11 protein-coding genes are annotated in these 12873 nt (G+C 37.5%); 2 read left to right on the forward strand and 9 right to left on the reverse strand.

The window, feature by feature from the left end:
• Window positions 1-4: 4 nt before the first annotated feature.
• The 4 genes from AC1TO5_RS00825 to AC1TO5_RS00840 all read right to left on the reverse strand — a co-directional run bounded on the left by AC1TO5_RS00825 (window position 5) and on the right by AC1TO5_RS00840 (window position 6225).
• On the reverse strand, window positions 5-1948 hold the full coding sequence (locus tag AC1TO5_RS00825; RefSeq protein WP_482060888.1) for a GTP-binding protein: 1944 nt from the start codon (window positions 1946-1948) through the stop codon (window positions 5-7).
• Between the two features lie 143 nt (window positions 1949-2091).
• A complete protein-coding gene (locus AC1TO5_RS00830) occupies window positions 2092-3807 on the reverse strand; it encodes a hypothetical protein (RefSeq protein WP_482060889.1) in 1716 nt (571 codons plus the stop codon).
• A 106-nt stretch (window positions 3808-3913) separates the two neighbouring features.
• The gene (gene hisA, locus AC1TO5_RS00835; RefSeq protein ID WP_482060890.1) at window positions 3914-4657 is read right to left on the reverse strand and encodes a phosphoribosylformimino-5-aminoimidazole carboxamide ribotide isomerase; all 744 of its coding nucleotides are present in this window, start codon (window positions 4655-4657) and stop codon (window positions 3914-3916) included.
• Window positions 4658-4776: 119 nt separating this feature from the next.
• Window positions 4777-6225 (reverse strand): MFS transporter, encoded by a 1449-nt coding sequence (locus AC1TO5_RS00840; protein ID WP_482060891.1) that lies wholly within the window; start codon window positions 6223-6225, stop codon window positions 4777-4779.
• 104 nt (window positions 6226-6329) lie between these two features.
• On the opposite strand from AC1TO5_RS00840, the gene AC1TO5_RS00845 reads away from it, so the two are divergent.
• Window positions 6330-6950, forward strand: a complete 621-nt coding sequence (locus AC1TO5_RS00845; protein WP_482060892.1) for a DedA family protein — start codon at window positions 6330-6332, stop codon at window positions 6948-6950.
• Between the two features lie 110 nt (window positions 6951-7060).
• Here the strand turns inward: AC1TO5_RS00845 and AC1TO5_RS00850 are convergent, their stop codons facing one another.
• The 5 genes from AC1TO5_RS00850 to AC1TO5_RS00870 all read right to left on the reverse strand — a co-directional run bounded on the left by AC1TO5_RS00850 (window position 7061) and on the right by AC1TO5_RS00870 (window position 12066).
• A complete protein-coding gene (locus AC1TO5_RS00850; RefSeq protein WP_482060893.1) occupies window positions 7061-7330 on the reverse strand; it encodes a hypothetical protein in 270 nt (89 codons plus the stop codon).
• 243 nt (window positions 7331-7573) lie between these two features.
• Entirely contained in the window at window positions 7574-8230 is a 657-nt protein-coding gene (locus AC1TO5_RS00855) for a hypothetical protein (RefSeq protein ID WP_482060894.1), read from the reverse strand.
• 79 nt (window positions 8231-8309) lie between these two features.
• Window positions 8310-9044, reverse strand: coding sequence for a hypothetical protein (locus AC1TO5_RS00860; protein WP_482060895.1), 735 nt, complete (start codon window positions 9042-9044; stop codon window positions 8310-8312).
• Window positions 9045-9123: 79 nt separating this feature from the next.
• Window positions 9124-9804 carry a hypothetical protein gene (locus AC1TO5_RS00865; RefSeq protein WP_482060896.1) on the reverse strand — a complete coding sequence of 227 codons (681 nt, stop codon included), beginning with the start codon at window positions 9802-9804 and terminating at the stop codon, window positions 9124-9126.
• Window positions 9805-9909: 105 nt separating this feature from the next.
• A complete protein-coding gene (locus AC1TO5_RS00870) occupies window positions 9910-12066 on the reverse strand; it encodes an MMPL family transporter (RefSeq protein WP_482060897.1) in 2157 nt (718 codons plus the stop codon).
• A 126-nt stretch (window positions 12067-12192) separates the two neighbouring features.
• Here AC1TO5_RS00870 and AC1TO5_RS00875 point away from each other — a divergent pair, with 126 nt between their 5' ends.
• Window positions 12193-12840, forward strand: a complete 648-nt coding sequence (locus tag AC1TO5_RS00875; RefSeq protein WP_482060898.1) for a TetR/AcrR family transcriptional regulator — start codon at window positions 12193-12195, stop codon at window positions 12838-12840.
• The last annotated feature ends 33 nt before the right edge of the window (window positions 12841-12873 follow it).

Below are 12873 nucleotides of genomic sequence, written 5' to 3' on the forward strand. Positions count from 1 at the left end.
TCAGTTACAAACAATGCATCATCTTCTCAGCTTCATCCCATTTTACAGTGAAGCCAGTCCCCTTCGCACAAAATACCGACGAAGAACTATATTCAGGATCAGCATTTTTATCGTAATTGATGCGCTCAATAATCTCTCGTTCATTGTGGCACGGATAATAACCTGCAAACGTTAGATTAATTCTTCCTTTACCTTGTGTAAACGAGGCAAGGGTGGAGCTATAGTCCATGAAAGTATCGACCGGAACCTTACCAACCAATATTGCTTTATCTCCATCCGTCATAGGTGGATCAAAGCTTCCATAAGCGGATTGAATATCAGATAATACTCTACCCATTTGCTCGATATGTACAATAATCTTAAATTGATAAAAAGGTTCAAGTAGTATATTGTCAACCTTTTCTAAGCCTTGTCGCAACGCACGTAAAGTCGCCTCACGAAAATCGCCACCATGCGTATGCTTATTATGATCTCTTCCTGTTAATAGCGTTATGTTCAGATCCGTAAGTGCAGAACCTGTTAATAAGCCATGATGTTCTTTTTCTAATAGATGCTGCCCGATTAAGTTTTGTATTCCGGACGTTAGATCATCAGCATGGCATCGACTTTCAAAGCTTAGTCCACTATTCCGCTTTGCAGGTTCTATTCTCAAATGTACCTCGGCATAATGACGAAGTGGCTCAAAATGACCATATCCTATCGTTTCCGCCGTAATTGTTTCCTTATAAATAATTTCTGGTTTTTCAAAAGTTACTTGAAGTCCAAATCTAGCCAATATAACTTGCTCCAACACTTCTAACTGAATATTCCCCATCACATGCAGCTGAATTTGTTGCAGCTTTTCTTCCCAGATGACATTAAGTGATGGATCCTCTGCTTCTAAAACCCGAAAATATTTCAATGACTCTTTGACATTAATCGCTGATTCAAACACTACTTTAGAACGTAATAGCGGAAACATTTCATAGATTGCCTTCTCCTGTAATACGCCTAATCCATCACCAACAACCGCTTTAGTCAATCCAGTAATAGCGACGATTTCTCCAGCAGCAGCTTGATTGATTTGTTGAAATTGCTTTCCATTATAACGACGTATTTGCGTAACTTTCTCTTGTTCTCCATCACCATAATCAATTTCATCTCGGACATTCAATACTCCACTTAATACTTTAATATAGGTTACTCTCGTTCCGCTCTCATCATAACGAATTTTATATACCCGACCAGCAAAAGCATGCTCCATACGATAGTCCGTAACCGTTAAAAATTCGAAGTTTTCTATAAACTCCTGGACTCCTATATCCTGTAGAGCTGAACCACTAAAGCATGGATAGATTTCACCAGATCGAATCTTCTGCCTTAAGTTATTCGTCCACGCTCCCCATTCATACCCTTGCTCCATATATCGGTCTAGTAAAGCTTCATCACGCTCAGCTATCCATTCAATAACATCTTCCGTCATCGTACCTGTTGCTATAGAGTCAGATATAACACATACATTTCCCGTTAAATGATGACGTATCTCATCGATGACATCTGCAACATTAGCACCTGTTCTATCAATTTTATTGATGAAGAAAAAGGTTGGAACTTTGTGCTTTTGCAGCAGCTCCCAAACAGTTTCCGTATGTGCTTCTATCCCTTCAACTGCACTGATAACGATAATTGCAGCATCCATCACTTGAATCGCTCTTTCCATTTCTGGGGAGAAGTCGACATGTCCAGGTGTATCAATGAGATAATAGGTTGAATCTTCATAATCTAAAATAGCTTGATCGGCAAAAATAGTGATCCCTCGCTGCTTTTCAAGTTCATGACTATCAAGAAAACTACTTTGATGATCGACTCGGCCACGCTCTTTAATGCTATTAGTATAATATAGTAACTGCTCTGAAAAGGTCGTCTTGCCAGCATCGACATGCGCTAGTACTCCAATTGTTTTGTTCATATGTAGTATACGACCTCCATTATGTAATATTCTCGAATATCATGCTCTAAACTCGTTTTCATTATTATAGCATGGGAATTGAAATAACCTTAGTTCGAAATAATATCGAACTAAGGTTATTCATAAGTAACTTACTATCTTATTTACTGAATAGGGATCGCGTAGAAGGTACGCTTATTATTATCATTGGTATACCAAACTACTTTATTATCAAATACTATAGGTTGAACGGTGGATTGATTAAAGTATTTCACAGACTGTACATCACCTAATTTATTACCTTCTCCATCGATGTAGACATATTTCAAATGCCCTCTTCCGAGATTTGAATATGTATCATCCGGAATGCCCTCATATTGCTGCCACATCACCATAAATTTATTATCCGTAACTTTAACAAGCTGTGGGATCGATGCCATCTTCTTCGTTCCAACGTAGCTACCTAATACAACTTGTTTGATCTTGCCAGTTTCAATATTAGATTTTGGAACGACTGCAATCATAACATCGCGCTGATCAATATCGATACCTTCTATGCCAAAGCTTGTATATCTCTTAGCTTTAGAATGATCAATCGTATTATAAGCGACGAGATAAGAGCTCGATGACATTTCAAATCCACCTATTGATACACCAGTCGCATTCGCACCAATTGAACCTGGAATATTAACAACATCTCTTTCTACATAGCTGAAGCCATCGCCTTTATTCAATACGATTGAGCGTGGAAAAGCATCGCCATGATCTAGTAGAACATGCTCATCTCCATCAAATAGCACATATTGATCGAAGGAGTGACTTACATGATTCCCTTGGAATCTTCCAGTATCGTTCACAATTTTCATTGTTGTTGTGTCAACAATTAATGTAAGCTGGGATTGATGATTCAATCCATCCTCTGTTAAGTAGCGTTCTCTGGAAGTATGATACACCAATGTGTCACCATGCTCTGCAATGCGACCAGCTGCTACATCAAACGGAGTAACCGTATAGCCAGCTCCACCTAGCAACGATGCACTAGAAATTTTGTTAAATTGCTTATCATATTTTACGATACGAATAATTTCTTTATTATCATTTTCCTCTTTATTCGTTTGCCCAAACGCAATATAGTTATATTTCTCTCCACTATAAAAAGCACCAAAAATAGGTAGCTCATATTTTACTATAGCTGAAGATACCAATTTGTAATTAGCATCATATGTAGCTATATTGATCGTTTCATTCGCTTCTAGCGCCGTCATTGTTTGATCGTTATTATGATAGAGATAGGAATCAACGGTTCTCTTCCATCTTGGAAAATATACAATCGATTTATGGTCGATCAACTTAGCAGAAGCTTTAGCAGAAAATGCATTACTCGGATTTGGTGAAGTAATGTGAATCTCATTCTGTTTACTAACAAATTGAACATCAAATCCAGCGAATTTACCCAAATCTCTTAATTGGAAATAATTGGCATCGTCAATCGTATATACTTTCGTATCCATTGATTGACCATCGACAATAATTTCGGATGATGATGCTACTGCATTTTGCGTTGTATAAAAATAGTTATAGTAATCATCTGTAACGCCACCAGTATACGTTACACCTTTTTTAAGTTCAATCGCATTCGACGCCTTATTCCACGCAACATTAAACTCACCAGCTGTTCCCGCTAAGCTCGCCGCAACATCACGTAATTTGAAATAATTAGAGCCATCAATGTTAAAGCCTGTTATTCTAACATCGCTACCATCTACGATGACATCACTTGCTGTCCAGGTCGCCTTCTTCTTATTCGTTGCCGCACCCGCAGTGCTAGCAATAGTTAATAGCAAAACAATAGATAAGATGTACACGATAATTTTTCTCAAATTATTTTCCCCAATCTTTATAAATTAATAAACAATGCATATCATAGACTCGAATGATATGCATTGCTTTCTAACAATTACTTGTTAACCTTATTTAAGTCTATTTTTACTTAAACGCAGCCAATGCCGTTTCATACGGCAAAGCACCACCAAAAATAGATAAGGCACTACCGATCGTCAAATCTAGTTTGGACTCGCTAATTTGCGCAAACAACTCGATATCTGCAAGCGATCTCGCCCCACCAGCATAGGTTGTTGGAATCGTCGTCCACTGGGCTAGATCACGAACTAAACTTTGTTGAATGCCTGACTGCTTACCTTCAACATCAACCGCATGTACCAAAAATTCATCACAATATTTCTCAAGCTCAGTAATATTTTGTTGATTCACTTCAAAGTCACTGAATTGCTCCCATTGATTCGTAACAACATACCACTTGCCATTTTTAGACTTACAGCTTAAATCGATCACTAATCGATCTTTACCTACTGTATCAACGATTGTATGTAAATGATCCCAATTCAAAGCTCCGTCTTTGAAAATATATGAAGTAACGATAATATGAGAAGCTCCTGCCTCCAAGTATTGAAGCGCATTACTTGCAGTAATACCTCCCCCCACTTGCAGTCCACCCGGATAAGCGCTTAAAGCTTCCTTAGCTGCAGCTTCATTATTAGGTCCTAGCATAATGACATGTCCCCCGCGCAACTTATCCTTCTGGAATAACTTTGCATAGTAGCTAGAAGAATATTCAGACACAAAATTTTCAACAAGTTGATGATTTAACGTTTCCCCTACAATTTGTTTCACTTTTCCATCGTGCAAATCAATACAAGGTCTGAATTTCAAGCTACATTCTCCTATTCTAATTGTAGTGACTGTTTTGAACTACCTCTTTAATTGTAGTGACTGTTTTGAACTACCTCTTTAACTGTTAGTTATCAGATTACCATATCAAACTATCTCTCTCAACCTCTATCTGCCGATACTTGAGCTGCATGCTTAACTTTAGTTGTTTTTGCTTCACCTGCAAAATTGTATAAAGCTAACAGTTCCTTGTTACGTAATACCCAACCAATGTATAGCGCCAATAGTAACGATATAATCGCAATTACACCAAAGATTTGCCGTATGCTTAGCTCTAATAGACTAATATAGTTTGGCGATTTAGTTTGACTATAAAGCAACATACCGAAGACTACTAGACCAACAGCTTGTCCGAGTGAACGGAATAATTGCAAAGCTGATAGCCCCGCTCCTCTAACTTTTTCACTTGCAACTGCCGATGCTAGAAACGAGAATGAAGATAATAAAATACCAAACGCCATTCCCGAAATTAATATATAGAGCATAATAAGAATTGGCGAAGTATCCGCTGTAATGGTTGCCATACATCCACTACCTATAACTAAAAATATAGAACCGATTAATCCCATTTTTTTCATACCATAACGAAACGCATATTGACCTGCAAGAATTGAACCTAATGGCCATGTAATCGAAAGCGGAATCATAATTAAACCTGAGCCGGTAGCTGAGAAGCCTTTCACATCCTGCATCAATAAAGGAATATAGAATATAATCGCAACCGTTATTGCAGATATTAGAAAACCTGATATTAACGTAAATCTAAACATTTTATTCGTAAAGATTACTAATGGGATAAATGGATCACTCACTTTTTTCTCTACCTTCACAAAAGTATAGAGACAGATCAATGCAATGAACATTAAAGTAGCATATATCCATTTAGCTGTAATCTCATCGTTTTCAACAAATCCATTTAAGCCATAGAGTAACAATAAAATTCCGACTGAGAATGTTGTAATCCCTTTTCCGTCAATACCACGCACTGTTTTCGTATAGTGATTGGGCAGAAATTTATGGATAAGTACTAAAGCAATACATGCAAACGGTACATTCAAATAGAAAATAGAATGCCATGATACATAATCCACTAATAAACCACCTGTTAATGGACCTAGTATGCCCGCTACTCCCCATATGCTTGAAAGCCAGCCTTGTATTTTATAACGTTGTTCATCTTGAAATAGATCCGTAATAATAACCAATGGTAATGTCAGTAAGCTTGCACCACCTAAACCTTGAATCGCTCGGAATAAAATTAGACTTGGCATGCTCCAAGCAACACCCGAAAGTACTGAACCGAGAATAAAAATAATAATACCGATACTGATTAATAACTTGCGACCATAGATATCTGAAAGTTTACCATAAAGTGGTGTTGCAACGACCATCGCTAACAAATAAATCGTATTAACCCAACTGAATAATGAAGCACCCTCCAAATCATCGATAATAATTGGCATTGCAGTAGACACGATTGTCCCTTCTATTGCAGCCAGAAAAGTAGTCATATATAAAGCGATTACTACTTTCAAACTAGACGGTTTCAAAAAACATACTCCCTTTCGTCCGAAACTTTAATGATAATTAAACTTTTTGGATGTTAGTTATGATACAATTAATTGATATAGATTTTGAATCAAGGAGAATGAATGTGGGGTATGATTTACTATTAGAGATTATCGAGACTATAGGTCCTATCGCACTTTTTCTCGTTCTTTGTCTCGGATTAATCGGTTTACCAATTCCAAATGAAGCTGTTGTGTTAACGGCAGGGGCGCTTTCTGAAGCAAATGTGATCGATACTGCGATTGCTTTTGCTATGGTTACTCTCGGTATTTGCTCAGCAATGACTTTCAACTATAGCTTAGGTCGCTTTACCAGCAGTAGACTTGCGAAATGGTTTTCTAAGAAACAACAATTCGAAAAGTTTATTAAGAAGTCTGATCATCTTATTGATAAATACGGTTTATATGCGATTCCAATTAGTGCATTTTTCCCATTTCTTAGACATGCAACACCTTATGTAATGGGAATGAACAACATGAAATTCTCGAAATTCTCACTTATTGCTTTTCCAGCTGCAACACTGTGGACTTCGATTTATTTCACTCTTGGTCACTTCGTAGGTGACCGTATCCCGGAAATCATTGTACTAACTAATCAATATGAAGCATTATTTCTTACACTAGGTGCCATTATTATTAGTATACTTTTCTTACGCGGAGTTCGTCGATATAAATTGAAGCATTCAAACAATAATCAAGCAAAATAAAGTTATCATATTCACTGTATCGCATACGATGCCTACTTTCGACAACAAGAAGCCGTATCAAAAGGTAATCCTTTGATACGGCTTCTTAATGTCTTATTGCTTATCAGCTATTATTGCTCCAATGTCGCCATCGCCGCTTCGACCAATTGATCGTACAATTCATCATTTTCTTCAAGTTCATCTTCGACTTCCAGTAATAGATCCTCATCACCTGAACCCGCTAAAAAGAACAATCCATAGCCCCACTCTTTAGCTTTTCTACTTTTATGTAATGCCATCTCATAAGGTTTCGGATGACCTTCCACTTGAAAATGAACAGCCCCTACATGACCATTGTCTTTCGTGAACGTCATTGTAGCATGTAATATTTGTACATTCATTATGTTTCCTCCTACAATTTTTCTGGGCTTCATAGCTAGGCTTCCTTGTACAGAAAAATACATCGGAAGCATAAGCTAAACTTTTTGTTGCTTCATGATTCACTTCTAGTTAACAAAAAGTCACTTCGGAAGCATAAGCTAAACTTTTTGTGTAAACAATAGCATACACTTAGTTCAATGTATATTTCAACTATTATATCTCTTCGCTAGTAGCATTAACAACAATATTCATTCATAACATCATTATTTTCTCATCATTCTACGAATAAGTATGAAAGCACCAACGATGAATAGTAATGCTACGCCTACGAACACAACCATTAACACCGTTTTTCGATCTTGAATACTTTGCTTCACTTCTTCCTCCGTAGCAATTTTCACGATAGAATCCGGCGAGCTAGGATCCATCGCTACATCCTCGCTGATATCAGCTGTAGGTGGAACATTAACCTCGAATTTATATGGTCCTAACTCGGTGAATATGTCTGAGTTATCAGCTATAATCGATGTTTTGCTGCATGAAGAGACTTCTATTGTGCCGTCCATATCTCTTGCAAATACTGCGTAACGACCTCCTACTTTAAATTCATAGCCACAGCTCTTAGAAGATTCAGCTGAATTGACCTTCACTACTTCAGTGACTTCACCTTTCCAGGAACCATTCACTTGAAAAGTCCATTCTACTGGACCTGATGAATTTTTGATTCCCAATAGTGAGCTTTTTTCTTTCTTATTGGTGACAACACCGTCAAATACATAGTCGCTCTTTTCTAATTCCTCTTCATAACTCCCAGGCTCTACACAAGTACAGGCATATGCGCTATTTTGTTCAGCTACCATTAACCCACTCAGTAGTAAAATGACAATAACAAACAGATGTACGACATTTTTTCGTTTCACGCTCAAGTAACTCCCCTCTATCTCTTACTCTTCGAATGAACAAGTAACGTAAGCATTATGTTGAAAAGCACTTATTATACTATTTCCTGTTTTTTCTGTACATTAGCATTCCAGCAAGCACAAGTAATAAAACAATTACAATCACAAATGTAATAATACCAATTTGGTTAACTTTTTCAATAGTATTTATTTGTGATATTCCGTCCGTATAAGCGGGATCTATCTGCTCAGTAGTTGTTTGTATCGCAACCGCATACGCTTCCCGTTCATGGAATACGTTCGAATTATGCTCGTCGGATGAATTGGGAAATATCCCGATATCATCTGCGAGATCACCTATAGATGGCACACCAAATTCATCTTTATATGGTCCTAATTCGCTGAAAATAGTAGAGTTAGCAGTTATCATCGAAGTTTTACTACAATAGGAGACCTCAATGGTATCGTCGATATTTCTTGCAAAAACTGCGTAACGCGTTCCTTTGTTAAATTCATACCCACAACTAATAGTAGATGCGGCTGAATAAACCGTCATTGCTTCAGTAACTTCACCCTTCCAAGAACCATTCACTTGGAACTTCCATTCTACTGGATAAGCGCTACTTTGCGTTTCTGATATCGAACTTTCTCCTATCATGTTCGTAACTACACCGTCAAATACATAATCACTATTTGCTAGCTCATCTTCAAAACTTCCTGAGCCCATAGCACAGCTACATGCATAGGCATATTTTTGTTCACCAACTATGACTCCACTTAACAGTAATACAACAATTACAAACAGATGTACAGCTTGTCTTCGTTTCTTGTTCATGTCCTCCATCTCCTACTTATCACATGATCAGCTATGGTCGAAGCAATAAAGCTATTTTTTTTGATCTGCACTTCGTATATTATTTCCTGATTTTTCTGAGAATTAATAGTCCGACTAGTACACTACATAGTGTAACCACAATCAATACAATAACGAATGTATTGATACCCGGTTGGTTTGCTTTCTCAATAGTGTTAGCTTTATCAATAGTATTTGTTGATGTTGTTCCGTTGTTTTCGGGTTGATCTATTTGAGTTGTTCCCTCAGCATGGGGTGATTCTACCTTATCTGTAACCGTTGTGAGCGTAACCGTATACTCGCCCAGTTCATCGAATATTTTGGAGTTGTCTGCAATTACTCTAGTTCCACTACATGAAGAGACACTAATATTGTCAATGTTACTTGTTGCAAATACTGCATAGCGCTTACCTAACTCGAATTCATAGCCGCAGCTTACAGAATGTGACTTAGACACAACCACAATTTCTTCAGTAACCTCGCCCTTCCATGCACCATTTACTTGAAATGTCCATTCAACTGGCTCGGCTGAGCTTATAATAGCTTGTGTATCCATGTTCTTATTCGTACCGATAACTACACCCTCGAAAACGACGTCGTACTTCTCAAGCCCTTCCGTAAAATTTCCCGGTATGTCACAATCGCAAGCATAGGTAGCTTTACGCTCACCGAGCATTAGCATACTAACCAACAATAAAAAGACGATCGAAACTTTACCAATGGAATTCATATTAATTCGCATAAAAAATCCCCCTAATATCGTTATCTAATAGATAGAACGGTATTAGGAGGAAAAATGTTACAATAAAGGTTCAAAATGCTGGCTTTCGCAAGTCGGGAGTCTGAACTACCTCTTGCTTGGCCAGAATGCCCACTTCCCACACACCACCGTCAGCGCTGGGACAAGAAACGGCCGAACGATAAATGTATCAAGCAATACACCAATCGCAGTAATGACTCCGAACTGCAGTAATATTGTAATCGGAACTTGAGTTAGGACAAAGAATGTGCCAGCTAGAATTAATCCAGCTGATGAAATAACTTCCCCCGTCTCTGCTACCCCTTCTTTAACGGCTTGCTTCAATGGCATTGTTTTCGCTTTTTTCCAAATGCCCGAGATCATAAAGATATTATAATCTTCACCTAGAGCAATTAAGAATACAAATGCGTATAACGGAATAGCAGCTTGTATCGCATCCACACCAAGACCATAGTGAAGTATAATCCACCCAAGTCCAAGTGCTGCTAGGAATGAAACTAGAACCGTAACAACGAGATATATTGTGGCAATGATGGAACGAAGGTAAGCTAATAGCAAGATAACAATTAACAATATGACAATTGGCATAACAACGCTATTATCTCGTGCATTAATTTGTTTGTTATCATATTGACCTGCTGTCTGACCTGCGATCCAGAAGCTTTCTGCGTTACCTAACTCCGCAGTTAACTGCTCTTCTAATACAGGAATATAAGCCATTGCCTCGGTAGAGTAAGGATCAATATCGAGCACAACTTCAAATGAGCTATATGTCGAATCTACTTCACTGATAACAGCTTCTGTAACATTGTTAACCAGTTCATGAGTTGCAACTTTATTTACAATGTCATTTACATCAGTATTATCCTTCACAATGACTGTAATTGGTGCAAGTTCACCTGGAGTATACGTCTGCCCGATAATTGTAAATCCTTCTCTTGATTCCATATCATCAGGGAACGAAGATAATAGATCATATTTATATTTCGTTTGTGTCGAGAATAGAGCAAATACAATTAACACGATCATTGTAATAGAAATAACTAACCAAGGTTTTTCAGTAACAAATGTACCGATCTTACCCCATAGTCTATGTTGAGTTTTTAGTTTTTTCACTGGTTTATTGCGTTTAATTGCTCTTTCTTGTTCCATTTCTTCAGTACGAGGAATGAATGGGAAGAATGACACTCGACCTAGAATGGCTAATATAGCTGGAACAAGTGTTAAGCTTGCGATTCCCATAATTAAGATTGAGAGCGAGAATGGAATTGCAAAACGGTGAGATGAGCCGTATTGAGCGAATAACAACGCAAGTAATGCAATCACTACAGTAAATCCACTCATTGCAATCGCACCAGACGCATTTTGAAACGCGTGAATTAATGCCGTTCTTGGATTTTTCTCATGTCGCAAATCATCACGATAGCGAGTAATTAAAAACAGACAATAATCCGTTCCTGCACCAAACAATAGCACAGTCATAATACTTATCGCTTGTGAATCTACCGTGATCCAACCATTTCCAGCTAACCAGCCCAGTATCGGACTTGTTACAAGGTAAGCAAAGCCTACTCCAACTAATGGAATGAGTGCCAGTATCGGAGAGCGATAAATAAGTAATAATAGAACTAGCACGAGCAACACTGTTGCGATTAGCAATATAATGTCCGCATTCAAGAATAGATCTGTCGCATCTACAGAAATCCCTACTGGACCTGTAAATCGTGCTGACAATCCATTTGTAATATCAGCTTCAAATATATCTGCTCCAGCTTGTTCATTAATGTATTCTCTCAACTGAATAAGATTTTCTTTCAACACGTCAGTCTCAGTCTCACCAGTAAATGTAATCGGTAAGATAAGAGTACTACCATCTTCTGACGTTAATACTTCAATTGGAATGCCCAAATGCAATGGAATAATTGCTTCTTGTGCAGGTAACGGGTTATTCGTTAATTCCTCAGATAAATTACGTACAATAGAGAAATCTTCTTCGGTTAATCCCGTGTCACGATGCCATACTAATAAGGCAGGTACGCCTGTTGAATTTGGAAAAAACTCTTGAATAACTTGAGCTGCTTGCACAGACTGCGCATCACTCGGTAAGTTAGCAGCATTATTTTGTACCTTGTCCCCTACACTAGGTAATGTTAAGGTTAAGATTAGCGCAAGTAATATCCATACTAGCACTGTAACCCACTTGCTGATCTTGCCTGTAAAGCAAGCTGCAATACGTTGAATCATAAATTCTTCCTCCATTTCGCATTTAACAATTAATTTACTATACCATTCGGTTAATTAATTATATATACTAGTTAGTAAATAAATCAATATATTATTTTATGAATTTTTGATGAAGGGAAGCTCGGTATGAACACAAACCAACCTAACTCTATACCAAAGCGTAAACCAGGTAGACCTAAAGTTGAACAATCACCTACGAAAATGAGCATTTTAAGAACTGGTGCTTTTTTATTTATGGAGGTCGGATATGAAAAAGTATCATTAGAATCCGTTGCGAAATCATGTGGAATTACGAAGGCTAGTGTCTATTACTACTTTAATAATAAATCAGAACTATTTACAGAATGTCTTGTTGCGGTTATGACCATCGCACATCAAGCAACAGCCAAAATATTAACTGAACAAATTACTTTGAAAGACAAATTAATAAAAATTGCCATTCGTCAAATGAGTAATACCAATCTTGATTTTGAATCTATGATGAGAGATGCCACTGCTGAATTATCTGATGAACAGACTATTACTATTCGAAAATCTGAAAAAAAATTACATGATGTTGTCCATAATGCTTTCCAAAATGCAATCGATAGTCGTGAAATATCAAATCACCACTCACCTATCATACTTGCACATACCTTTGTAGCATTATTGACGATGAAAAACCATCTTAATCTAAAGCAGCAAAAAATTCCTATCGAACAACTTGTAGAACAAATGATTGATATTTTGTGGACAGGTATACAAAAAGAGGGACAATCCGCTACGACTATATAATAGACGTAGTGATTGTCCCTCTTGTTATCACGA

It is taken from the genome of Paenibacillus sp. Y930, from assembly GCF_056786375.1.

What these genes read in the sequence shown, in the direction of transcription:
- AC1TO5_RS00825 (WP_482060888.1), bottom strand. Translation starts at nt 1,948, where the DNA reads ATGAACAAAACAATTGGAGTACTAGCGCATGTCGATGCTGGCAAGACG.
- AC1TO5_RS00850 (WP_482060893.1), bottom strand. Translation starts at nt 7,330, where the DNA reads ATGAATGTACAAATATTACATGCTACAATGACGTTCACGAAAGACAAT.
- AC1TO5_RS00860 (WP_482060895.1), bottom strand. Translation starts at nt 9,044, where the DNA reads ATGAACAAGAAACGAAGACAAGCTGTACATCTGTTTGTAATTGTTGTA.
- AC1TO5_RS00865 (WP_482060896.1), bottom strand. Translation starts at nt 9,804, where the DNA reads ATGCGAATTAATATGAATTCCATTGGTAAAGTTTCGATCGTCTTTTTA.
- AC1TO5_RS00870 (WP_482060897.1), bottom strand. Translation starts at nt 12,066, where the DNA reads ATGATTCAACGTATTGCAGCTTGCTTTACAGGCAAGATCAGCAAGTGG.
- AC1TO5_RS00875 (WP_482060898.1), top strand. Translation starts at nt 12,193, where the DNA reads ATGAACACAAACCAACCTAACTCTATACCAAAGCGTAAACCAGGTAGA.